The organism is Rhodococcoides fascians NBRC 12155 = LMG 3623, assembly GCF_001894785.1.
Taxonomy (GTDB): domain Bacteria; phylum Actinomycetota; class Actinomycetes; order Mycobacteriales; family Mycobacteriaceae; genus Rhodococcoides; species Rhodococcoides fascians.
Genome location: NZ_BCWW01000018.1, coordinates 78,125 through 103,897, shown reverse-complemented (window position 1 = coordinate 103,897; position 25,773 = coordinate 78,125). Strand labels below are relative to the sequence as shown.

The 25,773-nt window shown below is 64.5% G+C and carries 29 protein-coding genes; 15 read left to right on the top strand and 14 right to left on the bottom strand.

What is annotated here, in order from left to right; translation table 11 throughout:
* Positions 1 to 618 (bottom strand): carboxyl transferase domain-containing protein (locus RFA01S_RS25610; protein ID WP_272945624.1); only part of this gene is annotated, 618 nt, incomplete at its 3' end.
* Between the two features lie 43 nt (positions 619 to 661).
* Positions 662 to 1,804, bottom strand: coding sequence for an acyl-CoA dehydrogenase family protein (locus tag RFA01S_RS25605; protein WP_032383940.1), 1,143 nt, complete (start codon positions 1,802 to 1,804; stop codon positions 662 to 664).
* 93 nt (positions 1,805 to 1,897) lie between these two features.
* Here RFA01S_RS25605 and RFA01S_RS25600 point away from each other — a divergent pair, with 93 nt between their 5' ends.
* The 6 genes from RFA01S_RS25600 to RFA01S_RS25575 all read left to right on the top strand — a co-directional run bounded on the left by RFA01S_RS25600 (position 1,898) and on the right by RFA01S_RS25575 (position 5,346).
* The gene (locus RFA01S_RS25600) at positions 1,898 to 2,479 is read left to right on the top strand and encodes a TetR/AcrR family transcriptional regulator (RefSeq protein ID WP_230074079.1); all 582 of its coding nucleotides are present in this window, start codon (positions 1,898 to 1,900) and stop codon (positions 2,477 to 2,479) included.
* An 81-nt stretch (positions 2,480 to 2,560) separates the two neighbouring features.
* Entirely contained in the window at positions 2,561 to 3,580 is a 1,020-nt protein-coding gene (locus RFA01S_RS25595; RefSeq protein ID WP_027496194.1) for an LLM class flavin-dependent oxidoreductase, read from the top strand.
* A gap of 84 nt (positions 3,581 to 3,664) precedes the next feature.
* Positions 3,665 to 4,471, top strand: a complete 807-nt coding sequence (locus tag RFA01S_RS25590) for a transglutaminase-like domain-containing protein (protein ID WP_027496193.1) — start codon at positions 3,665 to 3,667, stop codon at positions 4,469 to 4,471.
* Positions 4,472 to 4,585: 114 nt separating this feature from the next.
* Positions 4,586 to 4,756 carry a CsbD family protein gene (locus tag RFA01S_RS25585; protein WP_008718579.1) on the top strand — a complete coding sequence of 57 codons (171 nt, stop codon included), beginning with the start codon at positions 4,586 to 4,588 and terminating at the stop codon, positions 4,754 to 4,756.
* 88 nt (positions 4,757 to 4,844) lie between these two features.
* Positions 4,845 to 5,102, top strand: a complete 258-nt coding sequence (locus RFA01S_RS25580; protein ID WP_174557318.1) for a lipopolysaccharide assembly protein LapA domain-containing protein — start codon at positions 4,845 to 4,847, stop codon at positions 5,100 to 5,102.
* Between the two features lie 28 nt (positions 5,103 to 5,130).
* A complete protein-coding gene (locus RFA01S_RS25575) occupies positions 5,131 to 5,346 on the top strand; it encodes a hypothetical protein (protein WP_032364706.1) in 216 nt (71 codons plus the stop codon).
* An 11-nt stretch (positions 5,347 to 5,357) separates the two neighbouring features.
* Here RFA01S_RS25575 and RFA01S_RS25570 read toward each other — a convergent pair whose 3' ends face one another.
* From RFA01S_RS25570 to thiD, 3 genes are all read right to left on the bottom strand, one after another.
* Positions 5,358 to 6,863 carry a Mur ligase family protein gene (locus RFA01S_RS25570; RefSeq protein ID WP_139278546.1) on the bottom strand — a complete coding sequence of 502 codons (1,506 nt, stop codon included), beginning with the start codon at positions 6,861 to 6,863 and terminating at the stop codon, positions 5,358 to 5,360.
* The gene (locus RFA01S_RS25565; protein WP_032364705.1) at positions 6,860 to 7,165 is read right to left on the bottom strand and encodes a membrane protein; all 306 of its coding nucleotides are present in this window, start codon (positions 7,163 to 7,165) and stop codon (positions 6,860 to 6,862) included. Before RFA01S_RS25565 ends, RFA01S_RS25570 begins: the two co-directional genes overlap by 4 nt.
* 154 nt (positions 7,166 to 7,319) lie before the next feature.
* Positions 7,320 to 8,111, bottom strand: coding sequence for a bifunctional hydroxymethylpyrimidine kinase/phosphomethylpyrimidine kinase (thiD, locus tag RFA01S_RS25560; protein WP_032408118.1), 792 nt, complete (start codon positions 8,109 to 8,111; stop codon positions 7,320 to 7,322).
* 238 nt (positions 8,112 to 8,349) lie between these two features.
* Here thiD and RFA01S_RS25555 point away from each other — a divergent pair, with 238 nt between their 5' ends.
* From RFA01S_RS25555 to RFA01S_RS25525, 7 genes are all read left to right on the top strand, one after another.
* Positions 8,350 to 8,787, top strand: a complete 438-nt coding sequence (locus tag RFA01S_RS25555) for an SRPBCC family protein (protein WP_027496188.1) — start codon at positions 8,350 to 8,352, stop codon at positions 8,785 to 8,787.
* A gap of 171 nt (positions 8,788 to 8,958) precedes the next feature.
* The gene (locus tag RFA01S_RS25550; protein WP_052060861.1) at positions 8,959 to 10,329 is read left to right on the top strand and encodes an APC family permease; all 1,371 of its coding nucleotides are present in this window, start codon (positions 8,959 to 8,961) and stop codon (positions 10,327 to 10,329) included.
* Positions 10,326 to 11,918 (top strand): phytoene desaturase family protein, encoded by a 1,593-nt coding sequence (locus tag RFA01S_RS25545; RefSeq protein ID WP_032408119.1) that lies wholly within the window; start codon positions 10,326 to 10,328, stop codon positions 11,916 to 11,918. Before RFA01S_RS25550 ends, RFA01S_RS25545 begins: the two co-directional genes overlap by 4 nt.
* Positions 11,919 to 12,075: 157 nt before the next feature.
* Positions 12,076 to 12,426 (top strand): STAS domain-containing protein, encoded by a 351-nt coding sequence (locus RFA01S_RS25540; RefSeq protein ID WP_139278545.1) that lies wholly within the window; start codon positions 12,076 to 12,078, stop codon positions 12,424 to 12,426.
* A gap of 31 nt (positions 12,427 to 12,457) precedes the next feature.
* Positions 12,458 to 12,847 (top strand): STAS domain-containing protein, encoded by a 390-nt coding sequence (locus RFA01S_RS25535; protein WP_027496186.1) that lies wholly within the window; start codon positions 12,458 to 12,460, stop codon positions 12,845 to 12,847.
* On the top strand, positions 12,844 to 13,278 hold the full coding sequence (locus RFA01S_RS25530) for an ATP-binding protein (protein WP_032368860.1): 435 nt from the start codon (positions 12,844 to 12,846) through the stop codon (positions 13,276 to 13,278). Before RFA01S_RS25535 ends, RFA01S_RS25530 begins: the two co-directional genes overlap by 4 nt.
* Positions 13,279 to 13,295: 17 nt before the next feature.
* Positions 13,296 to 14,576: a PP2C family protein-serine/threonine phosphatase gene (locus RFA01S_RS25525; protein WP_072692246.1), complete on the top strand. Its 1,281-nt coding sequence runs from the start codon at positions 13,296 to 13,298 to the stop codon at positions 14,574 to 14,576.
* Here RFA01S_RS25525 and dctA read toward each other — a convergent pair.
* From dctA to RFA01S_RS25495, 6 genes are all read right to left on the bottom strand, one after another.
* A complete protein-coding gene (gene dctA / locus RFA01S_RS25520) occupies positions 14,498 to 15,928 on the bottom strand; it encodes a C4-dicarboxylate transporter DctA (RefSeq protein WP_052053771.1) in 1,431 nt (476 codons plus the stop codon). The two genes, RFA01S_RS25525 and dctA, sit on opposite strands and share 79 nt — an antisense overlap.
* A 154-nt stretch (positions 15,929 to 16,082) precedes the next feature.
* The gene (locus RFA01S_RS25515; RefSeq protein WP_027496184.1) at positions 16,083 to 16,862 is read right to left on the bottom strand and encodes an ABC transporter ATP-binding protein; all 780 of its coding nucleotides are present in this window, start codon (positions 16,860 to 16,862) and stop codon (positions 16,083 to 16,085) included.
* Positions 16,859 to 17,848 (bottom strand): FecCD family ABC transporter permease, encoded by a 990-nt coding sequence (locus RFA01S_RS25510; RefSeq protein WP_080729059.1) that lies wholly within the window; start codon positions 17,846 to 17,848, stop codon positions 16,859 to 16,861. Before RFA01S_RS25510 ends, RFA01S_RS25515 begins: the two co-directional genes overlap by 4 nt.
* 59 nt (positions 17,849 to 17,907) lie before the next feature.
* Positions 17,908 to 18,954 (bottom strand): ABC transporter substrate-binding protein, encoded by a 1,047-nt coding sequence (locus RFA01S_RS25505; protein ID WP_027496182.1) that lies wholly within the window; start codon positions 18,952 to 18,954, stop codon positions 17,908 to 17,910.
* 114 nt (positions 18,955 to 19,068) lie between these two features.
* The gene (locus tag RFA01S_RS25500; RefSeq protein WP_052060862.1) at positions 19,069 to 19,998 is read right to left on the bottom strand and encodes an MBL fold metallo-hydrolase; all 930 of its coding nucleotides are present in this window, start codon (positions 19,996 to 19,998) and stop codon (positions 19,069 to 19,071) included.
* Between the two features lie 2 nt (positions 19,999 to 20,000).
* Positions 20,001 to 21,665: an FAD-binding dehydrogenase gene (locus RFA01S_RS25495; RefSeq protein ID WP_032408200.1), complete on the bottom strand. Its 1,665-nt coding sequence runs from the start codon at positions 21,663 to 21,665 to the stop codon at positions 20,001 to 20,003.
* Between the two features lie 128 nt (positions 21,666 to 21,793).
* On the opposite strand from RFA01S_RS25495, the gene RFA01S_RS25490 reads away from it, so the two are divergent.
* Complete coding sequence (locus tag RFA01S_RS25490) at positions 21,794 to 22,996, top strand: RsbRD N-terminal domain-containing protein (RefSeq protein ID WP_032408201.1); 1,203 nt, start codon at positions 21,794 to 21,796, stop codon at positions 22,994 to 22,996.
* A gap of 112 nt (positions 22,997 to 23,108) precedes the next feature.
* Here the strand turns inward: RFA01S_RS25490 and RFA01S_RS25485 are convergent, their stop codons facing one another.
* Positions 23,109 to 24,008 (bottom strand): 3-hydroxyacyl-CoA dehydrogenase, encoded by a 900-nt coding sequence (locus tag RFA01S_RS25485; RefSeq protein WP_081371417.1) that lies wholly within the window; start codon positions 24,006 to 24,008, stop codon positions 23,109 to 23,111.
* Positions 24,009 to 24,167: 159 nt separating this feature from the next.
* Here RFA01S_RS25485 and RFA01S_RS25480 point away from each other — a divergent pair, with 159 nt between their 5' ends.
* Positions 24,168 to 24,533 (top strand): DUF1330 domain-containing protein, encoded by a 366-nt coding sequence (locus tag RFA01S_RS25480; RefSeq protein WP_032408121.1) that lies wholly within the window; start codon positions 24,168 to 24,170, stop codon positions 24,531 to 24,533.
* A gap of 40 nt (positions 24,534 to 24,573) precedes the next feature.
* Here RFA01S_RS25480 and RFA01S_RS25475 read toward each other — a convergent pair whose 3' ends face one another.
* Both RFA01S_RS25475 and RFA01S_RS25470 read right to left on the bottom strand, forming a co-directional pair.
* The gene (locus RFA01S_RS25475; protein WP_032408122.1) at positions 24,574 to 25,398 is read right to left on the bottom strand and encodes a dienelactone hydrolase family protein; all 825 of its coding nucleotides are present in this window, start codon (positions 25,396 to 25,398) and stop codon (positions 24,574 to 24,576) included.
* A 30-nt stretch (positions 25,399 to 25,428) separates the two neighbouring features.
* Positions 25,429 to 25,764, bottom strand: a complete 336-nt coding sequence (locus RFA01S_RS25470; RefSeq protein ID WP_135046238.1) for a DUF2834 domain-containing protein — start codon at positions 25,762 to 25,764, stop codon at positions 25,429 to 25,431.
* Between the last annotated feature and the right edge of the window lie 9 nt (positions 25,765 to 25,773).

Here is a 25,773-nt window from a genome sequence, read left to right as displayed (position 1 = left end):
ATCGGGGCCGGTGACGAACATCTGACTGGTGCCATCGACCATGACCACGAAGTCGGTCAGGGCCGGGGAGTAGACGTGTCCGCCGGCGGCGGGGCCCATGATCACCGAGATCTGCGGGATCACCCCGGATGCGCGGACGTTGCGGTGGAAGATCTCCCCGTACAACCCGAGGGAGACCACACCTTCCTGGATGCGTGCCCCGGCGCCTTCGTTGATGCCCACCAACGGTCGTCCGGTCTTGATCGCCAGGTCCATCACCTTGACGATCTTCTCGCCGTAGATCTCCCCCAAACTGCCGCCGAAGACGGTCGCGTCCTGGGAGAACACGCACACATCGCGGCCGTCGACCGTGCCGTAGCCGGTGACGACACCGTCACCGAAGGGGCGATTGTCCCCCAACCCGAAATTCTGTGATCGGTGCCGCGCCAACGCATCGAGTTCGACGAACGAGCCCTCGTCGAGCAGGGCGGTGATCCGCTCGCGCGCGGTCAACTTGCCCTTCGCGTGGACCCGCTCCACCGCCACCTCACCCGACGGCATCTCCGCAGCCCCCAGACGTTTACGAAGATCGGCCAATTTACCCGCAGTGGTATGGATATCGGGTTCGGTTGTCGTCATGCAGATGTCCCCTACGTGTGTGTATAAAGCAAGGTGCGGATGGTCAGTTGGTCGCGAGTGATCGGGCGATGACGAGACGCTGAATCTGGTTGGTGCCCTCGAAGATCTGCGTGATCTTGGCGTCGCGCATATAGCGCTCGACGCGGAAGTCTCTGGTGTAGCCGTACCCGCCGAACACCTGCACGGCGTCGGTCGTCACCTTCATGGCCGCATCGGTAGCGATCAGCTTGGCCACAGAAGCGTTGCGGGAGTATGGAAGTCCGGCGTCCCGACGACGAGCCGCGTCGAGATAGGTCGCGCGTGCGGAGTCGACTGCGGCGGCCATGTCCGCCAGCACGAACCCCAGACCCTGATGGTCGATGATCTTCTTGCCGAACGCAGTGCGTTCCTGCGCGTACTTCACGGCATCGTCGAGCGCAGCTTGCGCGATTCCGACTGCTACAGCGGCGATTCCGAGCCTTCCGGCGTCCAGCGCACTGAAGGCGATCTGCAGTCCTTGACCTTCCGCTCCGATGCGCCATTCGGTGGGAACGTGCACGTTGTCGTAGTGCGCCGACGTGGTCGGGATCGCATGCAACCCCATCTTCTCCTCGGGCTTGCCGAAACTGAGGCCTTCGGTCCCGTCCGGAACGAGGAAACACGAGATCCCTTTGGAGCCTTCGCCGGTGCGGGCGAACAGGTTGTAGAAATCAGCAACACCGCCGTGGGTGATCCATGCTTTGGACCCGTTGACCGTGTACCCACCGTCGGCCGCGCTCGCCTTGCAACTCAGGGCCGCTGCGTCGGAACCGGCCTGCGCCTCGGACAGCGAATAGGCACCGATCTGCGACCCGCCGAGCATGTCGGGAAGCTTGTCGGCCTTCTGCTGATCGGTACCGAACGCCATCACGGGATAGCAGGCCAAACCGTGCACGCTCACCGCGACTGCGACGGCCGCCCATCGTGATGCCAATTCCTCGAGTACTTGGAGGTACACCTCGTACGGTTGGCCTCCGCCGCCCCATTCCTCCGCGTACGGCAGGCTCAACAGTCCGGCTTCGCCGAGAGTGGCGAACACTCCCGTCGGATAGGTCTCGTTGCGCTCGTGTTCGTCGACGATCGGGTCGAGCACCTTGTCTGCCACATCGCGGGTCAGCGCGAGAAGGTCGCGCGCTTCGGCGGTGGGCAACAGACGAGCGACGGGCACTAGAACCTCCGGGATGTTCGGCATCAGTACTGAAGAATGATCCGCAGTACTGATGCACAGTACTGCACAAGACGATGCAGTACCATCCTGGATGTGAACGCACCCGTGACCTCGCATGCCACGGCTCGCCGTTCGGAATTGTTCGACCAACTCGTCAGCCTGTTCCTGGCCGAGGGGTTCGCTCACCTGACGCTCGACACCATCGCGGCTCGCCTCCGCTGCTCAAAATCCACCTTGTACACGTTGGCGTCGAGCAAGGATCAGTTGGTGGGCGGCGCAACCGTGCACTACTTCAAGTCCATGACCACCCAGGTCGAGAATGCGGTCGCCGAGGTCGACGGAACCCGCAACCGCATCACCACGTATCTCACCGCAGTCGGTGCCGCTCTGGAATCTGCGTCCGAGCAATTCATGACCGATCTCGCGTCGCTCGAATCGGCACGATCGGTGTACGAACGCAACACCGCGATCGCGGCACGACGGGTCCAGGAGCTGATCAGCGAGGGTGTGGCGAGTGGCGAGGTACGCGACGTCCACGCGGCATTCGTCGGTGACGTCGCATCCTCGGTCATGGTGCGCATCCAGACGCGCGAGGTGTTCCGCCTGACCGGTCTGAGTGACGGCGACGCCTACCTCGAACTGGCGAAGTTGTTGACGGCGGGCATTGGGGCGTAGTGCTGGCACCGGGGAATGAATCGACCCGGCTGAGCGCTGAGTCGTACGAACATAGTTGATCCTTCAACGAAAGAGCGCACGATGAAGAAGATCGGATTTCTGTCCTTCGGACACTGGTCACCGTCCCCGCAGTCGCAGACCCGATCGGCATCGGATGTGCTGTTGCAGTCGATCGACCTCGCGGTCGCGGCCGAGGAACTCGGAGCCGATGGCGCGTACTACCGCGTCCATCACTTCGCCAATCAGCTCTCGTCACCGTTTCCGCTGCTCGCCGCCGTCGGAGCCAGGACGAGCACCATCGAAATCGGTACCGGCGTCATCGACATGCGGTACGAGAATCCCTTCTACATGGCCGAGGATTCCGGCTCTGCCGACCTCATCTCGGGCGGGCGGTTGCAACTCGGCGTGAGCCGGGGATCGCCCGAACAGGTCATCGAGGGGTACCGCCACTTCGGATACTCCCCCGCGGAGGGCTCCGACCACGCGGACATGGCTCGCGAGCACACCCGCATCTACCTCGATCTACTGGAAGGCAAGGGCTTCGCTCAGCCGAACCCGCGGCCGATGTTCCCCAACCCGCCTGGCCTGCTGCGCCTCGAACCTCACGCACCGGGTCTGCGCCAACGAATCTGGTGGGGCGCAGGCACCCGCGAGACGGCCGAGTGGACGGCGCGCCAGGGCATGAATCTGATGAGCTCCACACTTCTCAGCGAAGACACCGGGGTGCCTTTCCATCAGTTGCAAGCCGAACAGATCGAACGCTTCCACAAGACGTGGAGCGACGCGGGCCACGACTTCGCTCCTCGAACATCCGTGAGCCGCAGCATCTTTCCGATCGTCAACGATCTCGACCGCGCCTACTTCGGCCGAGAGGGCAGCGGCGACGACCAAGTCGGCTACCTCGACGGCGGCAAGGCTCGTTTCGGCAAGACCTACGCGGGTGAGCCCGATCGGCTGATCGAAGAACTGGCAGCGGACGAGGCGATCGCCGCCGCGGATACTCTGCTGCTCACCGTCCCGAACCAGTTGGGTGTGGAGTACTGCGCACACGTTCTGGAGACGCTGCTGCGCGACGTGGCCCCCGCACTGGGGTGGCGTTGATCACTCGGTGACCAGGGGCGATTGGTTTCGGCGGATACGGGTACTGGCAGCAGGTTCACCCGCCCCCACCTGCCAGGAGTCCTCATGCTCAAACGCGACGTATCCGCGCGCCTCGATGTAGACATCACCGCCGCCACCACTCTCGAATTCCAGATCGCCATCGCACCGCACCCCGGTACGACGGTCACCGAATCGCTCTCCTTCGTTCTCGACGGTAATCCCGTCGAGGCGAAGGAGGTCAGCGGACCGCACGGCAACCGCATTCACGTCATGCCCGCCGACGTCGGCAACTTACAGGTCTCGTACGACGCCACCATCCTGGGCAACACCACCCCGGCCCCCGTCACCGACTACGACATGTCGCTCTACCTTCGGCCCAGTCGCTACGCCGAAGCAGACAAGTTCTACGGTTTCGCCGCAACAGAATTCGGCGACTACGCCGATTCCGAGGAACTGCTGGCCAAGATCTCCGCCTGGGTGGGCGCACGCCTGAATTACGTTCCAGGAAGCAGTGATCCGATCGACGGAGCCGTCGACACGCTGCTCGCAGGCCAGGGAGTGTGCCGCGACTACTCGCATCTGGTCGTCGCGATGCTCCGCGCTGTCAATGTTCCTGCCCGCCTCGTGGCCGTGTACGCGCCCGGATGCGATCCGATGGATTTCCATGCCGTCGCCGAGGCGTTCGTCGGCGGCCAGTGGCGTGTCGTCGACGCCACGTGCCTGGCACCGCGGTCCACTCTGGTTCGCATTTCGGTAGGCCGCGATGCCGCCGATACCGCATTCCTGGACAACCACAAGGGTGCAATCACGCTGAACAGCTCCGTCGTCACAGCCGTGGTCGACGGCGAACTCCCGCACGACGACATCACCGAGCTGGTCTCCCTCACCTGACCGCCGCGGTCGTCCGAGTGATACAGATCACTTTCGCGCGACGTTTGCTTTCGGCCTCGAAAACCGACTATCTATCCGTTACCAACAATCACAGCCACCCGAAAGGTGCACACCATGAGCTTCATCGACAAGGCCAAGAACGCAGCAGAAGACGCCATCGGCAAGGCGAAGGAAGTTGTCGGCGACGCAACCGACAACAAGGACCTCGAAGCCGAGGGCAAGAAGGATCAGGGTTCGGCCGGCGTCAAGAAGGTCGGCGAGAACATCAAGGACACCTTCAAGTAACCAGCAGCCCCGCATCGAGTGCCGCCGGTCACCGCGATCGGCGGCACTCGGTTTCTGCTCACCTTCCACTTCACAGAACGGAACCCTCATGATTGCAACATCGGACACCACAACTACCAAGCGCCGCGGCGGATTCGCCTCGAAGTTGGCCCTCCTCGTCACGGTCGTGCTCGTTGCGGCACTGGTCATCTTCGTGCTGCAGAACACCGTTCACAGCACGATCAACTTCCTCGGCTGGAACTTCGATCTCGGGCAGGGCGTCGCAATGCTCGGTGCAGCCGTCGTCGGAGCGATCATCGCGCTGACGGCAACAGCAGCAGTCAAGGTTCGACGGGCCGTCCGCTGACAACCTCCCCCACGACAGGACTTCTCGCATGATCCCGCTGCTGGCTCGCAAGTATCTCTACCGCTACCTCGTCGTCGCGATCGGCTTGCCCGTCATTGCCCGGCTCCTGGCATTTGCCGGCGTGAGCCTCGAAAAGCGAACGGGCAGAGCCAATGTCGTATCCAAGGCCCTGAAGTCCGCCGGCAGGTTCGCGCAGCGTCGAGCAGACAAATCCGCTCGGAAACGTACGTCCGCGGCGCAGTAGCGGTAGCGCGTTCAACTCCGCGCGACGTGGGCGGCGAGGACGTCGCGCAACACCTCACGGTCGTCGAATCGCAGGATGTGGTCGCCGTACACTTGTTCGGCATCGCAGCCCCGGCCCGCCACGACCACGGCATCCCCGGGCTGAGCAATGGCCACAGCATGCTCCACGGCACGCCGCCGGTCGGCTTCCACTACCACCACCGCCGAGCGTGCAGCCCGAGCTCCCTCTTCCACTGCGGCTCGGATGGTGCCGGGGTCCTCCGACAGCGGACTCTCGTCGCTGACGATCACCACATCGGCCAACGTGGCTGCCGTTCGCCCGAGTGGAAACCGCTTACCCGGGTCACGTTCGCCCGTTGCCCCGACGACGACGATCAGTCGACCCGAGACCACGCTGCGGACGAACGGCAGCAGCGCCCGCTGACCTGCCGTGTTGTGCATGTAGTCCACGACGGCCAGGAAAGGCTGTCCGACGTCGACACGTTCGAGGCGGCCGGGAACGGCGTCGAGGCGTTCGAGTCCTGCCGCGACTGCTGCGATGTCGCGGCTGGCCGCCAACGCCATGGTCAGTGCGGCCAGAGCGTTCTCGGCTTGGTGCGGACCCAGCAGAGGTAGGCGGATCTCGACATCGCCCATCGGGGTTCGCGCTGTCAGGGACGTTCCGACGTCGGTGCACTCGATGTTCTCGCCGCGAACATCGGCACCGCGATCGGCCGTGGACCACGTCCAACAGGGAATATCGAGGCGTCCCGCCAGGATTTTGCCGTGCGGATCGCCGACGTTGACCACAGCGCGTGTCGATCGGTGCGCCGAGAACAGTTCGGCCTTCGCGGCGAAGTAACTGTCCATGTCTCCGTGGTAATCCAGGTGATCCGGCGTGAGATTGAGGAACCCCATCACCGCGAAACGGAGGCCGTCGACGCGGTGCTCGGTGACGGCGTGAGAGGACACCTCGAGGGCAACCGCCGTAGCACCCTCGTCCCGGAAACGGCGCAGAGTCCGATGCACGGTGGCGGCCTCGGGTGTGGTTCTGGCCGATTCTTCCGCGCCGCGCGGGCCCGCCAAACCGATTCCGGTCATAGTCGCCACGGAGTCGCCCGCCGCAGCGAGCCCGGCTCCGAGCAGCAGGGTGGTGCTCGTCTTGCCGTTGGTCCCGGTGACCCCGTACAGATCCAGGTCTCGGTGCGCGAACCGATGAATTCGAGCGCACACCTCCCCGACCCGGCGGCGCGGGTTCGGCACGACGAGTGTCGGCAGAACCGTCGAGGCCCGGTCCGACAACGCCGCCACTGCCCCTCGGGCCTTGGCCTCGAGCTCGAAGTCGAGGCCGTGCGCTCGGCGGCCGGGCAAAGCCACGTACAGGTCACCGGGACGAACCGTTCGCGAGTCGTCGCTTGCCCCGGTCACTCGCACGGAACGAATCGGCGGCGCAGCGCCGATCGAGAGTGCCAGCTCGTTCAGTTCCACGCCGACGCCGATCGACGACGTGCCACCCCTGCCGAGATCGGGCTCGATCAATGCCCCGCAGGGTCGGTCAGATTCTTACCTTCCTGTGCCTTGACCCTGCGACGCTCGAGCAACACCAGAACCGTGCCTGCGACGAGCAGAACGGGCGCGAGGACCGCGCCCGTCCACGCCCACCCCTCGAACCCGTAGCCGGCCGCGGTCAAGGTCAGTCCGAGGCTGACCAGCGCGAGACCGATACAGATGTAGCCGGGCCAGTTGCGCGCGTCGACGATCGCTTCCCCGGCGTGCCCGCGCATCGTGCGGTCGTCGTCGTTCGCTTCGGCACCGGAGTCGGCGGGGTCATGTTGGGCCATGGTGTCTCCTCGACTGCTGTTCGCTTCACCGGCGACGCATTCCGGGCCTGCAGGAACACGTCGATTACGTCAGTGTCCCCGCGGCGAACCCGTCCAAACATGAAGCCTCGCAGCACTCGAGGTAGACCCGTGATCGATATCCGGGCCGGCGGGCTCAGTTCTGCCAGGCGACGGCAGCGAACGGAGCGCGACTCGACAACCGGCCGACGATGCCGGCATGCGCGAAGTCCTTTGCCGTGGCCACTGCGTCGAGCACGCCGGATCCCTTGGCCAGCTCGGCGGTGATCGCAGCTGCGAACACGCATCCTGCGCCGGACACCCTCTCGTCGCCGATCTTCGGGGCGCGCAGGACGGTGAGGTCCTGTCCGTCGAACACGACGTCGACGGCTTCGTCTCCGGGTAGGCCGGCACCACCCTTGACCACGACGTACTGGGGGCCGAGGTCGGCGATCCTCTTGGCTGCCTCACCGAGATCCTCGACGGTGTCGATGGAGTCCATTCCGGACAACGTCGTCGCCTCGAACAGGTTGGGTGTGATGACGGTGGCCAGCGGAAGAATGTCGCGACGGAGCGCATTGTCGGTGTCGAGAGCCGCACCGGGTTCCTGGCCCTTGCAGATCAGCACGGGATCGACCACCACATGACGCCACGGCTGCAGGCGCAGTGATTCCGCGACCGTGGCGACGGTGGCGGGGGTGCCCAGCATGCCGATCTTGACGACATCGAGATCGTGAGCGGCGGTGGCCACTTCGATTTGATCTGCGATCACCGAACTGTCGATCGGCACGAAGCGGTGGCCCCATTCGGCCTTCGGATCGAAGGACACGATGCACGTGATGGTGCCGACCCCGTAGACCCCCAACCGCTCGAACGTCTTGAGATCTGCTTGCAGACCGGCCCCGCCGGTGGCTTCCGAACCTGCGATCACGTAAGCGATTGTCGACATCGGCCCATTATGGCAACCGACGCCCCATACCGCGCCGGGGTGGTCGAGAAGCCGCGTGCGCCGGGCCCGCTGCCGCGTTGTGCCCCGGCTCAGCGGCAGGTAGCGTCACCGATATCCGAGTCGAGTCCAGGCCGGTCCCCCACTGCGCAACCGCCGTACGTGTGCCCCGAGAACGGCGGCATACCAACGCTTTTCGTTCGGCGTAGCGGCGTACCGAGATGACGACGGAGGTCCGAGCGTGACGACGAAACGCGACACCACAGCTCGATGCGAGGACGTGTGGAACGTTCTTGCCGATGGCTGGTCCTACGCAATGTGGGTGGTCGGTGCATCCCGAATCAGAGCGGTCGACGCGGCGTGGCCTGCTCCCGGCAGTGTCATCCACCATTCGGTCGGGGCCTGGCCGCTCGTGCTCAGCGACGTCACGCGCTCGGTCGCCGTTCACGAGAACCGCGAATTACAGCTGGAAGCCCGGGCCATGCCGTTCGGACGCGCCTCCATCACCGTCCGGCTGCACCCGACCGCGACCGGCTGCACGATCGAAATGATCGAGCACGCGAGCACACCGCCGTTCGAGCTCGTGCCCAACCGGGTTCAACATGCGCTGTCTCACCCCCGAAATTCCGAGGCACTCAGGCGTCTCGCACTGTTGGCGGAGCGCGCATCGAACCCGTAGAACCTGCCCGGTCGGGCACGGCCCGCTCACCGAAACCTCTGTGCCGCAACGGAACGGCCGAACACGATTGAAGACCGAATGCAGCGGGCATGCGATTCACATGACTCCCCCACTTCGTCGATCGATTCGATCTGTCTCCAGCACCGGCCCCCGAAGCGGGAACCGGCACTGATGGCGTCCGACCACAGTCCGAGCGTCCACCCGGACGGCTCCGAGTCCGACGGGTCGTCGACGCCACTGCGCCGGGCGATCTCGGGCAAGTTGTTGTTCGTCTTCATTCTCGGTGACGTGCTGGGTGCCGGGATCTACGCTCTCGTCGGGGAAATCGCGGGTGAGGTCGGCGGAGCGATCTGGCTGCCGATGCTGCTCGCTCTCCTGATGGCCTTGCTCACTGCGGCGTCATACGCCGAATTGGTGACCAAGTACCCGCGAGCAGGCGGGGCGGCGGTGTTCGCGCAGCGAGCCTTCGGGCGACCGATAGTGTCGTTCCTCGTCGGATTCTCGATGCTCGCGGCTGGCGTGACGAGCGCGGGAGGTCTGGCGCTGGCCTTCTCGGGCGACTATCTCGCAGTGTTCCTCGATGTGCCCGCCGTGCCTGCGGCGGTCGTCTTCCTACTTCTCGTCGGACTTCTCAATGCCCGCGGGATCACCGAATCTCTTCGGGCCAACCTCGGTATGACGGTGATCGAGGTGTCCGGTCTCGTCGTGATCATCGCCCTGGCCGGGCTCGTTCTGAGCCGCGGCGACGGCGCGCCGTCACGGGTGCTCGAATTCACCGACGACACCACGCCGACGCTGGCAGTGCTGGGGGCGGCTCTGCTCGCCTTCTACTCGTTCGTGGGGTTCGAGACTTCGGCCAATATCGCCGAGGAGGTCGAGGATGTGCGGCGGGTGTATCCCCGGGCTCTGCTCGGAGCCGTCACGACGGCCGGAGCGGTCTATGTGCTGGTCGGTCTGGCAGTCTCGACGGTCGTTCCGGCGGATACGCTGGCCCAGTCCACCGGTCCGCTGCTCGAGGTCGTCGACGCCGCCGACGCCGGAATCCCACCATGGGTCTTCAGTCTGGTCGCCCTTGTGGCCGTCGCCAACGGCGCCTTGCTGACGATGATCATGGCGTCGAGACTGACCTTCGGCATGGCCCGCGACGGATTGCTTCCGGTCGCCCTGGCCAAGGTGCTGCCCGGCCGCAAGACTCCGTGGGCGGCCAGAGTCGCGACCACTGCGGTCGCAATGGTGTTGTGCACCACCGGCTCCGTGGCCGCACTCGCCGAAACGGTGGTGCTGCTTCTGTTGTTCGTCTTCATCAGTACCAACATTGCCGTGCTCGTGCTGCGTCGGGACCGATCCGACACCGACCACTTTCGAACGCCGACGGCGCTTCCCGTCCTGGCGTTGATCACGTGCGCCGTGCTGCTCACTCAGCAGTCCGCAGCCACGTGGCTCCGCGCCGGGCTGCTGCTCGCAGTCGGAATCGCGCTGTACTACGTCGGTAGGGTTGTGAGCAACAAGACCGCGACCGAACCCAGGAGCATCACCCGATGACCACCACAGAGGTCGACGCAGTCGTCATAGGCAGCGGTCACAACGGATTGGTCGCCGCTGCGGCGATGGCCGACGCGGGGTGGGACGTCGTGATTCTCGAGGCGGCCGAACTACCCGGCGGTGCCGTCCGCAGTGCCGAACTGGTTCCTGGATTCACCAGCGACCTGTTCAGCGCGTTCTATCCGCTGGCTGTGTCCTCGCCCGCCATGACGGCACTCGAGCTCGAGCGTCACGGACTGACGTGGTCTCACTCGCCGACGGTCTACGGCCACGCGCGATCCCCGGAGGACACCGACGCTCCGGTCGTCCATCACGACGTCGAGGCGACCGCTGCTCTGTTGCGTGAGCACGACGTACGCGACGGTGACACGTGGCTGCGCCTGTTCGAGCAGTGGGAACGTATTCGCACTCCCCTGCTCGGTTCGCTCTTCGGGCCGTTTCCACCGGTACTGCCGGCAGCACGATTGGCGCGCACTCTCGGCGTCTCCGAGACACTGCGCTTCGTCCGGTTCGCTGCGTTGCCTGCACGGGTGATGGCCCACGAGCTGTTCCACAGCGAGGCCGCGCGGTGCCTGCTCCTGGGCAATGCGATGCACGGCGACGTTCCCACCGACGCGCCGGTGAGCGGAATGATGGGATATCTGCTGACGATGCTCGCGCAGGACGTCGGGTATCCGGCACCCGTAGGTGGATCGTCGGCATTGACCGACGCGTTGATTCGCCGGGCTCAGGCTTCGGGTGCTGTGCTGACGTGCAGTCGACCCGTCGAGTCCATCGACGTGCGGGGCGGTCGTGCACGCGCCGTGCACACGACAGGTGGCGAGACGTTCCGCGCTCGTCGAGCGATCGTTGCCGACGTGTCGGCCCCCGCGCTGTACGGGTCGTTGCTGCCCTTCGATGCGGTCCCGCGTCGCGTGCACGACGACTTACGTACGTTCGAGTGGGACACCCCGGTGGTCAAGCTCAACTACGCTCTCGACCGTCGAATACCTTGGCGCTCAGCATCTTTGGCCGACGCAGGCACCGTCCACCTCGGTGCGGACGACAACGGCCTGGTCCATTGGGCGGCCGATCTCACGACCGGGGTTCTCCCGCAGAGCCCGTTCATGCTGTTCGGCCAGATGACCACAGCGGACCGGTCCAGATCGCCCGAGGGCACCGAAAGCGCTTGGGCCTACACACATCTGCCACGCGGCGTCGTCGACGACTCGGCCGCCGAGACCGTCGCCGACCGCGTCGATCAGGTGTTGGAACAGCACGCCCCGGGATTCGCCGATTCGGTGGTGGGACGGGTGGTGCAGAGACCGAGTGATCTGCACGGCGCCGATGCCAACCTGCACGGCGGTGCGGTCAACGGTGGTACCGCACAACTGCAGCAGCAGTTGATCTTTCGTCCCACGCCAGGATTGGGGCGCGCGGAGACCCCGGTGGAAGGATTGTTCCTCGGGTCCGCGTCCGCCCACCCCGGGGGCGGAGTCCACGGTGCGGCCGGGGCCAACGCCGCTCGGGCCGCACTCGGCCAGCGAGGGGCGCGCGGATGGGCGCGAAAGAAAGTCACCAGTGCACTGATCGAATTCCTGACCCGATGACGGCGTTATCGAAACGAGATCTTTCGTTACCGACTCGAGATCGTCGACATCACCGTCCGACATCTCGCACTGGCATCGTTGACTACACAACAAACCAGCGAGCAGGCGGAGACACCAGCCGGCCGCGCACTTCTCCGGAAGAGGTCTCGACATGTCGATGAGCATTGCCACCATGGACAACGCCGTTCGCGACGACGAAGCCGAGTTCCGACTCGACACCATCGTCCGTTCCGACGGGAACAACATCCTGCGCGCCTTCGGTGAACTCGACATGTCGACCCGGGCCGAATTCGTCCACGGCCTCGATCGCCTGGCCGCCGTTTCCTCCGTGGTCACGATCGACTTGTCCGAGGTGTCGTTCGTCTACTCGGGAGTCGCGAATGCCATCGTCGACGCGACATACACCCACCCGGGCAAGATCGTCATCCACGCGCCGGCCCGTTCGGTGCGCATGGTCCTCGACGTACTGGGTGCAGGCGAGCTGTTCGTCGACGCGCCTGGATCGTGAATCGGACACGATGACAGGTAACCTCGGCCGTATGTCTGACGACCCGACCGGAGGACAGTTCGAGATCGTTTCGGATGTGCACGACGCGACAACCGTCATCACAGTCAGAGGCGAACTCGACCTGGATACGATTCCCCACTTGTCCGCCGCTGCGTTCCCTGCGGCCGACGCCGCGGAACGCGGACTGGTGGTCGACATGACCGATGTGAGCTTTCTGTCGTCGAGCGCCATCACCGTGTTGGTCCGAGTGTCCGACCGGCTGCCCGAATCGTCGCGAATGGCACTGGTCGCCGTCGACGGGGTGGTCGTTCGCCCGGTTCAGCTCAGCGGAATCGACCGGGTGATGGCCACGTTCACCACCGTTCCCGAGGCTGTGGCGCATGTGCAGTCGAGCGCGGTCGACAGTGAGGGTGGCCGATGACGTCCCACTCGCAGCCCGCCAGTCGATGGAGTCACACTGCGACCGCTGAGGCTGCCGCTGCCAGCGCCGCTCGGCGCCGACTCCAGGGTTGGGCGCTCGACCTGGGCGTGCATCGGACCCTCGTGGACGACATCGCTCTCGGGGCCTACGAAGCCCTGGCCAACGTCGTCGAACACGCCTACAGCTCCGCGCCCGAACCGGGGACGATGACGATCACCGCAGCGTACGAACGCGAGACGCTGACCGTCACCGTCTCGGACACCGGCACGTGGCGTCCGCCGGCACCGACGACCACACGAAGCCACGGGCTTCAGCTCGCCGAGGCAGTGTCCGACGACCTCACCGTCGACCACCGTCCAGGTCTGGGCACCGTGGTCACCGCAGTGTGGCGGAACCCAGTCACGGCCGAATCAACCGGCCGCCCCTCGTAATCTTGGTAGGAGAAGCCATGACCGCCTCGGCTGCCGAACTACTCGACTCCGCACCGTGCGGGGTTTTTTCGATCGACGTTGCGTCCGGCGACATCCTTTACGCCAACGCGGCGGCCGCTCGCATCACGGCACTGAGTCGGGACGATCTGGTCGGCACCGCAGTCACGGATCTTTTCAGCCCCGAGTTCGCACCGGTTTTGCGCGAACTGCTCGCGGCAGCCACGTCGTCCGACTCCGACTCGCCCATCGGAGTGACGGCGCAACTCACCGGCGCACCCGCATCGGGCTCGCAGACGGCGGTGTCGATGCTCGCCAACAGTTTGCGAGCGGTGTCCGGTGCGACGACGGTGACCATGACGCTGCACAACGAGACCGAGCGCCGAGTCCGCGAGCAGCACCTGATGGATGCGCGGATATATGCCGAGGCAGCTCAGGACGACGCCGAAGCAGCTCTCGACCGATCTCAGGATGCATTGGGCGCGTCGGAGGAAGCCCGCAAGTTGGCGGAAGCAGAGAAGACTCAGGTACAGATTCTGGCGTCGACTCTGCAACGCACACTGTTGCCGCCGATCCTGTCCGCGCCGACGGGCATGCAGGTGGCGGCCCATTACCACCCCGCGTCCATCGACGAAGTGGGCGGCGACTTCTACGACGTGTTTCCCCTCGACAACGCGACGTGGGGTTTCTTCCTCGGCGACGTGAGCGGAAAAGGAGCGGGCGCGGCTGCCGTCACGTCCCTGACTCGATACACGCTGCGGGCCGCAGCGGTCTTCGATCGGGATCCGATCGCCGTACTCGAGAACCTCAACACGGTGCTCCACCACGAGTTTCACGGCGACGATCCGCGTTTCTGCACCGTGGTCTTCGGTACCGTCGCGCCGGGACCCGACGGTGCCGTGGTGCACCTCGCCAGCGGAGGCCACCCGCCGGCTCTTCGTATCGCGCACGACGGCGTCGTCGAATTCGTGGACACCACCGGGGGGCAGTTGGTCGGAGCCCTCACCGAACCGCACTTCGCCTCGGCGACGGTGACGATGCAGCCCGGTGACGTGTTGGCGTTCTACACCGACGGGCTGACCGAGGCGATCGTCGGCCCGGGCCGAACTCGTTTCGACGACGACGGCAGTCTGCACGCATTCGCCGCCGAACGAGGCCGGACCTCCGCGGCAAAGATCGTCGACGATCTGACCGAATTGTTGGCCTCGTTCGGTGACGGACTTCAGGACGACGTGGCGTTGCTCGCCTTCGAGGTTCCCCCGATCGATACCGATTCCGGCTCCGATCCGACCGGTTCGTAGTCCTTCGACTCCTCGATCGCCTCCAACGGCGGTACCTCCTCACCGTCGAGCACTCTGCGCATTCGGTCTTTGTCGAGTTGGCCCTCCCAGTTCGCCACGACGAATGTCGCGACGCAGTTGCCGAGAAGGTTCACCGATACTCGCATGGAGTCCATGATCCGGTCGGCACCGAGCAGCAACGCCACGGCCGCAACCGGGATGGACCCGTGCCCGATGGCCGCAACGGTCGCCGACAATGCGAGGAACGACGACCCCGGTACTCCGGCCATGCCTTTGGAGGTCAGCATCAGGATCAACACCGCAGCGATCTGCTCTCCGAGTGTCAGGTCGACGCCGAGAGCCTGCGCGAGAAAGAGAATGCAGATCGACAGATAGAGGGTTGCTCCGTCGAGGTTGAACGAATATCCCGTCGGAACCACCAGACCGGTGGTCGTGCGGGAGCACCCTGCCTCGGTCAGCTTGACCATGATGCGCGGCAGTACCACCTCCGTCGACGCCGTTCCGAGGGCGAGGAACAACTCGTCCTTGATGTACCGCAAGAACTTCCAGAGGTTGACTCCGGCGAAGTACCGCGCGACGGCCGCGAGAACGAGAATGAACAACACGGCAGCCAGGTAGCAGCACGCGATCAGTTTCCCGTAGCTACCGAGCGACGAAATGCCGTACTGGCCGACGATGTATGCCATCGCCCCGAAGGCACCGATGGGTGCCAGGCGCATGATCCAACCGATGATCGTGAAGAAGATGTGGCTGATGTGATCGACGAGTTCGAGCACGATCGGCGGGCCCTTCTCACCGAACTTCGCCAAGGCCAAGCCGAACAGCACGGCGAAGAACAGCACCTGCAGTAGCGCGTTCTCCGCGAATGCCGACACCACGGAGGTCGGAATGATGTTCAGCAAGAAGTCCACGGTGTGCGGCAACTCGCCGCTGCCGGTCTTCTGGTCGACGGCCTCGGCACCGGTGGCCAAGGTCTGCGGGTCGATGGAGAACCCGGAGCCCGGCTTGACGATGTTGCCGACCACCAGGCCGAACACGAGCGCGAACGTCGTGATCAGCTCGAAGTAGACCAGGGCCTTGACGCCGATGCGGCCGACGGACTTGAGGTCGCCCACATGGGCGATGCCGATGACGACGGTGCAGAAGATGATCGGGGCAATCAGCATCTTGATGAGCTTGATGAAGCCGTCGGCCAGTGGTTTGAGGTCTGCACCCAGGCCCGGCCAGAGCCACCCGATCGCAATGCCTCCGACTATGCCGATCAGTAACTGCACAAAAAGCGATGCATACCAAGGCTTTCGGCGTACACCGGGTTCGGCTTCCCGGTCCGTTGCGGTCGGTCGTTCTGTCATGCGCTCACCGTTCGATCGAGTTTCCGTCGTGCTCGGCGACATCTTCGTCGCATCGCACCATGTTTCGGCGCGACCATCGTGCGCGAGAAATGTTTCGGCGGTGTTGACGGTGATGGTCGATGGTGAAACCAGTCGACTCGATCGGCAGGTCGAGTTACACGTGCGCCCCGAGGCCGGGCTCGAATCGGATCGACGGACTGTTGTTCGGTCCATCGAGGGTCACATGGGCACGCACGCGGTACACCCGCGCGATCAACTCCTCGGTGAGTACGTCGGCGGGTGCGCCTGCTGCCACCACCCGGCCCTCGGACAACACCACGAGTTGCGTGCAGAACATCGCCGCCAGGTTCAGATCGTGCAGTGCGATGACGCTCGTGATGGGTAACCGTGCGACCAGCGCCAGCAGTTCGAGCTGATGATGGATGTCGAGATGGTTGGTCGGCTCGTCGAGCAGCAGTTCCCGCGGCTCCTGAGCCAGGGCGCGCGCGATCTGCGCGCGCTGCCGTTCTCCGCCGGACAGCTGATGCCACAGACAATGAGCCTTTCCTGCCAGACCCGTATGCCGCAGTGCAGAATCCACGGCCGCCGCATCTGCAGCTGCGTCTCCGCCGAACGCTCCTCGATGGGGAATGCGGCCGAGCCGTACGACGTCGGCGACGGTGATGTCGAAGTCGGTGTCGGCGTGCTGACTCACCACGGCCACGATCTTCGCGACGTCCTTGCGCCGCATCGCGGACAGCTCGGTTCCGTCGAGGGTCACCACACCCGACGTCGGCCTGACGGCACCGTTCATCAGATGCAGCAGCGAGGACTTGCCGGATCCGTTGGGCCCGAGCAGCCCGACGGTATCGCCCGGGCCGGGCTCGAGGGACACCCCGTCGACGACCAGCGCACCGCCGCGACGCCACGTGACATCGGTTGCCGAGAGTGTCATGACGCCTTCTTCCGTCTGGACAGGATGGCGATGAATGCCGGGACGCCCACCAGTGCGGTACCCACGCCGACCGGCAGCGGCGTCGGCGCGAACGCGACGCGCGACACCGCGTCCACCCAGACCATGAAGACCGCCCCGATCAATGCCGTGACCGGAACGAGCCGACCGTGCCTCGAGCCGACGAGGAACCGCGCTGCATGCGGCAACACGAGCCCGAGGAATCCGATCGCCCCTGCCACACTCACCAAGGTGGCCGTGATGAGGGCGGTCACGACCAGAAGTGCGATGCGAGCCTTGCGTACCGGGATGCCCAGTGAGGACGCCACCTCGTTGCCGAACGAGAACGCGTCGAGCACGAATGCGTAGTAGAAGCAGACGGCTGTCCCGACCGCGACGACTGCGGCGCACAGAATCACGTCGTCCCAGCGAACACCCTCGAGCGAGCCCAGCAGCCAGAACATGACGCCGCGGGTCTCGTCGGAATCGGCGAACGCGAAGATCACCAACGACGTCAATGCCGAGAACAACTGGGTCGACGCCACTCCGGCCAGAATCACGCGGTCGTTGTTGCCGCCGGAGAGTTGAGCGAGCAGCAGCACCAGTCCGAATGCCACCAGTGCCCCGATGAACGCGCCACCGGACAGTCCGAGCGCGGCCCCACCGACTCCGAGGATGCCGACCAGCACCGCTCCCGTGGACGCGCCGGAACTGATGCCGAGCACGAACGGGTCGGCGAGCGGATTGCGGAGCAGCGACTGCATGATGACCCCGCAGATCCCGAGGCCGCTGCCGCATGCAGCTGCCACGAGGCTGCGTGGGAGCCGTTCTTCCCACACGATCGCGTTCTTGGACACCCGGACGGGGATGTCCGCCAGTCCCAGGTGGTTGAGCACGACGTCACGCACGTTGACCAGCGAGATCTGCGCCGGCCCGAGCGTCATCGCGATCGCCACGGAGACGACCAGAAGGAGAACCCCGCCGATCATGACGGCGGGCAGGCCGATCTGTCGTTTCGCCGAGACGCTCGGCTCGGCCGTGGTGGCGCTCAGGACCGAGGCCCGATCTGGTTGAGGCCTGCGGTCAGCTTCTCGACGGCGTCGACCAGCCGAATCGAGGGGTTCATCTCGGCGCCGTGCAGCGAGATGTACCGCTTGTTCTTCACCGCGTCCATGGTGCTGGTGACCGGGTCCGATTCGAGGAACGCAATCTTGTCCTCCAGCTTGTCCCCGGGGAAGCGATTGCGGAGTAGGTCTCCGAGCACCAGCACGGACGGATCGCGGTCCACCACTGTTTCCCACCCGACCGCTTCCCAGTCGTCCTGCAGATCGGAGTAGACGTTGGTGGCACCGACCTGATCGGCGAGGAGGGCAGGCGCTCCGGAGCGGCCGGCGAAGTACGGGCTCTTGGTGTCTGCGAACCAGAACGCGATGCTCTCACCGGTCTTGTCGTTGCCCGATGTGGCTGCGTCCAGACGACCTTGCAGTTCGCTGATCAAGCTCTCACCGCGTTCCTGGACGTCGAACACCTCGGCCGTTTCGCGAATGGTCTGATACAGCGCGTCCATGGTCAACGGGGTCGTCCGGGGATTGCCACCGTTGACGCTCAGGCCGTTGTCACAGTCGGTGGGTGCGAGATACGTCTCGATGTTCGATTCGGCGAAGCGGCTACGGTCTGCGACACCGCCCTGCTTGTAATGGCGGCCGAACGACGCGGTCACGAAATCCGGGTCGGTGTCGAGCACCACCTCGTAGGTCGGCGCGTTGTCTGCCAACCGCGGAACGGATGCGTTCGCCTCGGCGAGATTCTCGCGGATCGGATCCGTCCACGACGCTGTCCCGACCATGCGATCCTGCAGACCGAGCGACAGCAGTATCTCGGTGGAATCCTGATCGAGAGACACCACTCGCTGCGGCGGAGCGTCGACGGTCACCGACTGGCCACAATTGTCGAGTACGAGCGGGTAGACGGTCTTGCCGTCGCCGCCCGTGGCCGCGGTCTGCGACACCTCCTCGGACTCACCACATGCGGTGATCAGACCTGCAGCAAGAACCAGCGACGAGAGGGCAGCGACGCGCCTCGTACCTTTTTTCACGGGGTGACCGAACTTTCTCGACGTACTGAGCGGGAGGACGAACAAGAGGAGAGGATACCCTGCCCTATCTTGCTCGACGACCGCCGCGCATTTCGGTCGCTCCCGTTCGGTGCCTCAGACCATGTCTGCCCAGGGGTCCGCACGCCGCCACAGCGTCGGCAACTGCAGTTCGACCCCATCTCTGCGTGCACAGGCGGTCAATACGTCGAGCGAGGTGCACATGTCGTCGAAGGCGTAGGGCAGCGGCCGCAACGGCCTGTCGAGGGGCCGGAAGAAGTCGTCCCAATGCGTCAGCACGACGCGCCGAGCCCCCACCGACAACACCGTCTCCCGCCAATACTCGTCGATGTACTCGCGTGTTCGGCGCCCCAGCTGACCGATGGACAGGTACACCACCTCGGCGGAAAGGCCGTCGAGCATGCCCGCTCGGAACCCGGCGCTGCTGTGGACGAGAGCTCGCCTGCCGCTCGGACGGTGTTCGACTGCCATCGACCACGCCTCACCGCACCGGAACGCTCGCACCCGAGCAGGCTGCCGCAGTGGCCGGTCGATCGTCCCGTGAGCTCGGTCCGGATACGAGTGAACCGACTCGACGAACGTGACAGTGAAATGACCCAGTTCGACCGCGGAACCGTCGGCGACGACGGTGATGCGACCCTCGGGCATCTGCGCGCCCTGCCCGATCTGTGCAGTCGAGGAACCACCGACCAGGGCCGCGCCGGTGCGCAGCGCCACCGCTGCGGAGTCGAGGGCATGATCGAAATGAGAATGCGCGCACACCACCGCGTCGAGCGTCCCGATGCCCGCCCTACGCAACGCACTGTCGATTCTCGGGCCGTCCGAACGTAGCGGCAGCAGAAGGGTTTTCGGCAGGGACGGACGCGAGAAGAAGCCGTCGGTCAGGATCGCCGACTCGCCGTCGTCAAACAGCAGCGTGCTCACCCCGAGAAACGAGACCGACACCGGGGATCGGGGATTCGCCGATGCTGTGGTGGCGATCTCGGCCGCATCGGGCAGTGGGGGTCTACCGAGCGAACGCGGCACTCTCACGCCTGCGCCGCCAGGGCTCGCCCTGCCTGTCGTCCTCCGAAGATGCATCCACCGAGGAAGGTTCCTTCCAAAGACCGGTAGCCGTGCACACCGCCGCCGCCGAATCCGGCGATCTCACCGGCAGCCCACAGCCCCTCGACGGCATTGCCCACCGAGTCGAGAACGCGACCGTCGAGATCGGTTTGAATGCCGCCCAACGTCTTTCGAGTGATGATGTTCAACCGCACCGCGATCAGCGGACCCGACTTGGGATCGAGAATCTTGTGAGGTGCAGCGGTCCGCGCGATGCGTTCACCGCGCGAGCGCCGGGAATTGTGGATGGCAGAGATCTGCAGATCCTTGGTGAAAGGATTGTCCACCTCACGGTCTCGCGACTCGATCTGACGCCTGAGGTCGACACCGTCGATCAAGTCCTCGCCGGTGATTCGGTTCATGCCCCGGACCAATTCTTCGAGAGAATCGGCGACGACGAAGTCCTCGCCGTTCTTCTTGAATGCCTCCACCGGTTCGCTGGCACCGGGCAATACCCGCCCGAGAACGAGCTTGAGGTTCTTGCCGGTGATGTCCGGGTTCTGTTCCGACCCGGACAACGCGAATTCCTTCTCGATGATCTTCTGGGTCAGTACGAACCACGAGTACTCGAAACCGCTGTCCTGGATCGCTTTCAGCGTTCCCAGAGTATCGAATCCGGGGAAGTTCGGAACCGGAAACCGTTGCCCACGGGCATCGAACCACATCGACGACGGGCCCGGAATGATTCTGATGCCGTGGTTCTTCCAGATCGGATTCCAGTTTTTGATGCCTTCGGTGTAGTGCCACATGCGGTCCTTGTTGACCAGCCGGCCTCCGGCCTTCTCGGTGATGCCGAGCATTCGGCCGTCGACGTGTTCCGGCACTCCGGAGATCAACGACTTCGGCGGCGTCCCGAGCCGCGCCGGCCAATTCTCGCGCACCAGATCGTGATTGGCCCCGATTCCTCCTGCCGTCACCAGCACGGCTCCGGCGCGGAGCTCGAACTCACCCACTTCGACGCGGGTACTTCCTGCCCCTCGCTCCGCGGCACTGGCTTCGAGCATCGCACCGCGAACTCCGACCACCGCTCCCCCGTCGACGACGAATCCGTCGACCCGATGCCGAAAACCGAAGCGCACCAACCCTTTGTCGGCAGCCTCACGTACGCGACGCTCGAACGGCGCGACGACACCCGGCCCGGTGCCCCACGTCAGGTGGAATCGCGGAACCGAATTTCCGTGCCCCTCGGCCAGGTAACCGCCGCGCTCGGCCCATCCGACGATGGGGACCCATCGCATTCCCTGAGCGTGGAGCCACGACCGCTTCTCACCTGCCGCGAAATCGAGGTATGCCCTGGCCCACCGATGACCCCAGTAGTCTTCCCCTGCAGGGTCGTCGATGCCGCGATCGAACGTCGCTGTGCCGAGCCAGTCCTGCCACGCCAGATCCGCCGAATCCTTGATGCCCATTCGACGCTGTTCGGGCGTGTCGACCATGAACAGTCCGCCGAGGGACCAGAAGGCCTGACCACCCAGGTTCTGCTCGGGTTCCTGGTCGAGGAGCAGCACGCGCTTTCCCGCGTCGGCCAGTTCGGCGGTTGCCACCAGTCCGGCCAAGCCGGCCCCCACCACGATCACGTCTGCGTCCATTGCCCCACTCTTCTGCTCGACCCGGGTGTCTCCCTCGACTGTGCTGTCGTCGGCGTCGGAACTCAAGGAAATCGAGTCGAATGAGTATAGGATTTATCAGGTGCTGATAAAGAGTGCGAGGTAGATCGATGTACCCGGCGCGGGTCGCCGTGGTCGCGAAGATCGAATCGGATCTGGGCCCCGTCGTCGCATCCGCAGTACACGCGATTCGCGACGCGATCCCGGTCTACCAGTCACTGCAGGGTCCACAATTGGCCGATGTCGAGGCCATCGCGTATTGGTCACTGAGGCGGCTGATGGCCCTGTGGGCGCACGGCGATCGGACGATCGACGACCGCGACCACAAGAGATTCCGAGCCATAGGTTCCGCACGCGCGGCAGACGGGCGGCCGCTGGCCGATGTGCTGCGCGCGTATCGAGTCGCGTCGAGCGTGTTCGTTCGGCACGTGACGACGGAGTATCTGGAAGTACTCGACCCGCCGGACATCGCCGAACTCGGCCTGGGCGTGCTCGACGCGATCGACGCCATATCCGAGGAGATCATCGGTGCGTATGTCATTGCGCGCGAACAGCTCACGTCCAACCGTGCGCAGGCGCACGCCGCGTTGCTCGACGACTTGCTGGCTGCCAGACACAACTCACCAGGGACGGTGTCGGACCGTACTCGCGAACTAGACCTGAAGCTGCCCACGCACCCGAACCTGCTCGTGGTGCAGTCCACCGATCCGGGCCGGCCCATGTCCGACGACACCGTCGAGTCTCTGGTGCTTGCGATGGGCCTCGTCCCTCCGGACCGCACCACAACGGCGGATCAACGGACGCACTTGTGCACTCGGCGCGAACAACGCGCGATCGCGCTGCTGCCGCCGTCGATCCATCGCGCCGAGGTCGACCTCGCGTGTCGGGATCTGCGGCTGCGCGGATGCCTCGTGGAGAGATCGACCGTTACCGGTATCAACAGTTCGTGGCGACTCGCCTCGGAAGCGCTCGAGACCGCACCGGATCACGCGTTCGACGGCCGGGCACTGCTCGATCAGGGCGACGGTCAGCTGTTGGCACTGCTGACAGCGCGCCCGACCGCCGACACGAGCGAGGTGGTGCGGAGCGTGCTCGGCCCGCTGACCGAGGCAGCGAACGCGCATATCCTGCAGGGTCTTTCGGCCTTCATCTCCACCGGCACAGCAACGGCTGCAGCTACCCGACTGCAGGTGCACCCGCAGACTTTGCGCTATCGACTGCGCCGGGCTCAGGAACTGACCGGCCGGGATCCGCGTTCGGCGTGGCATCGGTTGGCGCTGGACACCGCGATACAACTACGCCAACTCGGTTGACCCGGCTCGGCTGAATTCGGCGTCGTCGGTGGTCGTGCGCACACGCGCCATGACTGATTACTCGAGCCCAAGTCGTCGATCCCCGGATCACCGACAGGCGGGATCGAGTGATTCAGTTGATGTTCCACGACTCGACAGCATCGAGTCGCCGGCCGTCGGAGTCGTACGTGTAGAAGCCTTCACCGTCCCCGAGACCGGTCTTTCCCGCGTCGATACCCTTTTGCAGTATGTCGGCAAATTTGACCTGATCCTCGCCACCGTGTGCGCGCGCGATATGTGCTGCAACGTTGAAGCCGACAGTGTCGTAAATCTGGAACGGACCGGCGGGTGCCCCGGTGGCTATGCGCCACACGTTGTCGATGTCCGCCGGATTGGCAACCCCGCCGACGTAGAGGTTGGCTCCCGCTTGCAGCAGCGGGATCAGCAGACTGTTGAGCACGTATCCCGGAATTTCCTTTCGGACCGGAACGGGAACGAGACCGATCTCCGAAGCAAAGCTCAATACGACATCGAAGTAGACAGGATCTGTTGCAGCAGTTGCCATCACCTCACCGGTGTTGTATCGCCACACGAGATTGGCGAAATGCAATGCGAGAAACTTTTCCGGCCGCCCGGTGGCCTCGGCGAAACTGCTGGGCAGTAGTGATGACGAGTTGGTCACGAAGATAGTTTTCGGCGGGGCGGACGCGCCGATATCAGACCAGACCTTCTTCTTCAGGTCGAGATCCTCCGGAACTGCTTCGATCACCAGGTCGGCGTCCGAAACAGCCTCCGCGACGCTGGTGGTGGTCGTGATGGATTCGATGGCCTTGTCGAAGCGCGTCTCGTCGAAAGTCTTCAGGTCACGCTTGTAGTATCCGCGCATCCATTCCCAGCGGTCCGGCAGCTTGGCTAGAAGTTCGTCGGAAATGTCGTATCCCACAACGGTTTTTCCGTGGTAGGCAGCCTGCATCATGATCTGTGAACCGAGCACTCCGGTTCCGAATACGGTCACGTTCTCAACATCGGTCATGGACGACACACTTCCCTTGATGGAGTCATTGGTTTCGCGCTCTCCAAGTTCTACCGCTGAGCGCGGAGCGACCGCCTCGTGGGGTCCAACAGTGGATCGACTCGACCGACGACAACGCTTTACACTCCACAGGATCCACGGTTCACGCATACTCGAACGATGGCTGTCGATCCCCGTGAAAGAGACCTGAAGCGCTACCTCGAAGAAGACCCCGGTGGTCCGGTGGTGATGCTCAACCTGCTTCGTTTCGCCGAGGGCGGTCGCGACTCCTACACAGAATATGCGAAAGCACTGGACGAGACTTTCCTCCCGCGCTACGGCGCGACGGTGCTGTACGCAGGCGACGGTTCGACCGCACTTGCCGCCGAGGACGGGCAGGCCTGGGATGCAGTCCTCCTGGTCCAGTACCCGTCACGTAAGGCGTTCAGCGAGATGGTGGCCGATCCCGAATATCAGACGGTGACGGCGTTACGGACCGCCGCGTTGAAGGAGGCGGTTCTGCAGGCCACGATTCCGTGGTCGTGAATTCGACTTCGGCTTCGCATCGTGTTCGCGCCGTGGGGCTTCACGGCGTTGCGAGCAACTTACTGCGGAACAGATCGAGTACCTGGTCCAGAGCCTGCCGCGTCGGCTGACCCGGCTCGTCGATGAGTCCTTCCGTCACGACGGAGTGCGGCGGTCCGAAGGCTTCCGGATTGAACGAGGAGTCGGGCAATTCCACGGAGACGAATGCGTCGCCGAGTTGTTCCCTCAAAAACTCGAACCGTGCGGGAGGACACATCGTGTCGCCCTGAAACCGCATACCGAGAACAGTGAGATCTCCCGCAGCACAACGGCTTTTCACCTTCGAAAGGTCGCCGGCACTGATGTCGATGGAGCGACTGCGCGACTTCGATGCCGCGAACGGAAGTGACGGTTGCGACAGCACCGGTGCGATCAATCGGTCGTCGGCGGCCATGGCCAGAGCGAATCCGCCCGTGAAGCACATTCCGATGGCACCGACGCCCGGTCCGCCGCACCGCTCGTGTTCCTCGGCGGCGAGAGCACGCAGCCACACCACGATCCGCGACGACTTGCCGGTGGCCAGGATGGTGAATTCGCGACTGATGCACGCAGGCACCATGGCACGCGAGAGGGTGGCAACGGTTCCGAGCACTCCAAGAGGCGCGGCCAGAGGATCTTTGCCATCGACGCCGAACAGGTGCGGAACGATTGCGGTACATCCGATCCCGGCCACGGTGCGTGCGAAGTCCGCGACCTTCGGAGTAATACCCGGCATTTCGGACATGACGATGACCGCCGGTCCGGTACCGATGCGATAGACGGGGGCTGTGCGCCCGTCTGCGGTGAACTCGGTTCGTTCGAAGTCGGCAAGGGCGTCATCTGTCATCGAAGCGGTCCTCTTTCTCGATCGGCGACATCACTGCGAATACTCACGCAGCAACAGGTACAGCGGAAGCGCGAAGCAGATTCCCACCGAGCCGGTACCGACCGGAACCAGCCACCAATGTTTGACTCCGTGATCTTTGGCATCCCCTCTGGACCAGATCCCGAAAGCGATACTGGTGATACCGAGATCGGCGGTCAAGGCTCGCGTCGGCGTCGACGCCACCCATTCGGAGAAGAACTTCGCTGCGCTGCCCGCGCTCACCCCGTGCTCGCGAAAGTAGCCGACGACGTAGGCATTGGGGACGACGAAGCCGATGACGGTCAGCAGCAGCAGGAGGCGTCGACGAGTGGCGTCTGCGGTTCTCATGACCTCAAC

Coding starts and splice junctions, on each gene's coding strand:
- RFA01S_RS25595 (WP_027496194.1), top strand. CDS start 2,561: ATGAAGAAGATCGGATTTCTGTCCTTCGGACACTGGTCACCGTCCCCG.
- RFA01S_RS25590 (WP_027496193.1), top strand. CDS start 3,665: ATGCTCAAACGCGACGTATCCGCGCGCCTCGATGTAGACATCACCGCC.
- RFA01S_RS25585 (WP_008718579.1), top strand. CDS start 4,586: ATGAGCTTCATCGACAAGGCCAAGAACGCAGCAGAAGACGCCATCGGC.
- RFA01S_RS25580 (WP_174557318.1), top strand. CDS start 4,845: ATGATTGCAACATCGGACACCACAACTACCAAGCGCCGCGGCGGATTC.
- RFA01S_RS25575 (WP_032364706.1), top strand. CDS start 5,131: ATGATCCCGCTGCTGGCTCGCAAGTATCTCTACCGCTACCTCGTCGTC.
- RFA01S_RS25565 (WP_032364705.1), bottom strand. CDS start 7,165: ATGGCCCAACATGACCCCGCCGACTCCGGTGCCGAAGCGAACGACGAC.
- thiD (WP_032408118.1), bottom strand. CDS start 8,111: ATGTCGACAATCGCTTACGTGATCGCAGGTTCGGAAGCCACCGGCGGG.
- RFA01S_RS25550 (WP_052060861.1), top strand. CDS start 8,959: ATGGCGTCCGACCACAGTCCGAGCGTCCACCCGGACGGCTCCGAGTCC.
- RFA01S_RS25545 (WP_032408119.1), top strand. CDS start 10,326: ATGACCACCACAGAGGTCGACGCAGTCGTCATAGGCAGCGGTCACAAC.
- RFA01S_RS25540 (WP_139278545.1), top strand. CDS start 12,076: ATGAGCATTGCCACCATGGACAACGCCGTTCGCGACGACGAAGCCGAG.
- RFA01S_RS25535 (WP_027496186.1), top strand. CDS start 12,458: ATGTCTGACGACCCGACCGGAGGACAGTTCGAGATCGTTTCGGATGTG.
- RFA01S_RS25530 (WP_032368860.1), top strand. CDS start 12,844: ATGACGTCCCACTCGCAGCCCGCCAGTCGATGGAGTCACACTGCGACC.
- RFA01S_RS25525 (WP_072692246.1), top strand. CDS start 13,296: ATGACCGCCTCGGCTGCCGAACTACTCGACTCCGCACCGTGCGGGGTT.
- dctA (WP_052053771.1), bottom strand. CDS start 15,928: ATGACAGAACGACCGACCGCAACGGACCGGGAAGCCGAACCCGGTGTA.
- RFA01S_RS25515 (WP_027496184.1), bottom strand. CDS start 16,862: ATGACACTCTCGGCAACCGATGTCACGTGGCGTCGCGGCGGTGCGCTG.
- RFA01S_RS25510 (WP_080729059.1), bottom strand. CDS start 17,848: ATGATCGGCGGGGTTCTCCTTCTGGTCGTCTCCGTGGCGATCGCGATG.
- RFA01S_RS25495 (WP_032408200.1), bottom strand. CDS start 21,665: ATGGACGCAGACGTGATCGTGGTGGGGGCCGGCTTGGCCGGACTGGTG.
- RFA01S_RS25490 (WP_032408201.1), top strand. CDS start 21,794: ATGTACCCGGCGCGGGTCGCCGTGGTCGCGAAGATCGAATCGGATCTG.
- RFA01S_RS25485 (WP_081371417.1), bottom strand. CDS start 24,008: ATGACCGATGTTGAGAACGTGACCGTATTCGGAACCGGAGTGCTCGGT.
- RFA01S_RS25480 (WP_032408121.1), top strand. CDS start 24,168: ATGGCTGTCGATCCCCGTGAAAGAGACCTGAAGCGCTACCTCGAAGAA.
- RFA01S_RS25475 (WP_032408122.1), bottom strand. CDS start 25,398: ATGACAGATGACGCCCTTGCCGACTTCGAACGAACCGAGTTCACCGCA.
- RFA01S_RS25470 (WP_135046238.1), bottom strand. CDS start 25,764: ATGAGAACCGCAGACGCCACTCGTCGACGCCTCCTGCTGCTGCTGACC.